Raw genomic sequence first — 768 nt, forward strand, 5'->3', positions numbered from 1 at the left:
GAAAGACACGCGGGTTAGACCCGAGGAGAGATTCACTATTCGGCCTCCGTCGTGAAGCAGCGGAAGAAGAGCTTGGGTCAGGAAGAAAACGCCCTTCACGTGCACGTTGAAGAGAGAATCGAATTGAGCTTCCGTCGTCTCGGAAAAGGGGGCCATCTCGCCATGGCCGGCGTTGTTGACGAGATGGTCGAATGTCTCTCGGCCCCAGTTCTCATTCAACGTCGTTTGCACTTCATTGGCGAAAATCTTGAAGGAGGACACTTTGCTCACATCCAACGGCAGCGCGACCGCCTTCCGTCCCAGCGCCTTCATCTCTTGGACCGTCGTTTCGGCCTCGGCTGCGCCGCTGCGATAGGTCAGAATGACGTCGCCGCCGCGGCGGCCGATGCTGAGAGCGGTGTTACGTCCAAGGCCGCGGGTACCGCCGGTGACGATAGAGATTGTGGTCATCGTAGTCTCCTTGTTGATGATCGATACGATGGGACCAGTAATCAGATCAGCCGGCGTTGAAGTTGCCAGATACTCGGAGATCTTTGCCTGTTTCTCGGAGTCGCCAACGCCCACGCGGCTGGATAGTGACAAAATGCTGGAGAAATGCAGGCATGGAGACCCAAGCGAGCTACAGTGTCTTGCCTGAAAGCAGATCAAACTTGCCTGATACTCCAGGGCGGCTTGTCTCCCGAAGTCAGTCCGGCTAGGTTTCACCGCATGAACGATCTGCTGGATGCGGTTCGCCGCTACGCTGAGCACCATTCCGACTGCAATGGA

1 protein-coding gene is annotated in these 768 nt (G+C 56.8%); it reads right to left on the bottom strand.

Going from position 1 to position 768, the window contains the following annotated elements:
• Positions 1-753: SDR family NAD(P)-dependent oxidoreductase (locus TSA1_RS40760; protein ID WP_245448430.1), on the bottom strand; the 753-nt coding region annotated here is incomplete at its 3' end.
• Positions 754-768: the final 15 nt, after the last annotated feature.

It is taken from the genome of Bradyrhizobium nitroreducens (assembly GCF_002776695.1).
Classification (GTDB): domain Bacteria; phylum Pseudomonadota; class Alphaproteobacteria; order Rhizobiales; family Xanthobacteraceae; genus Bradyrhizobium; species Bradyrhizobium nitroreducens.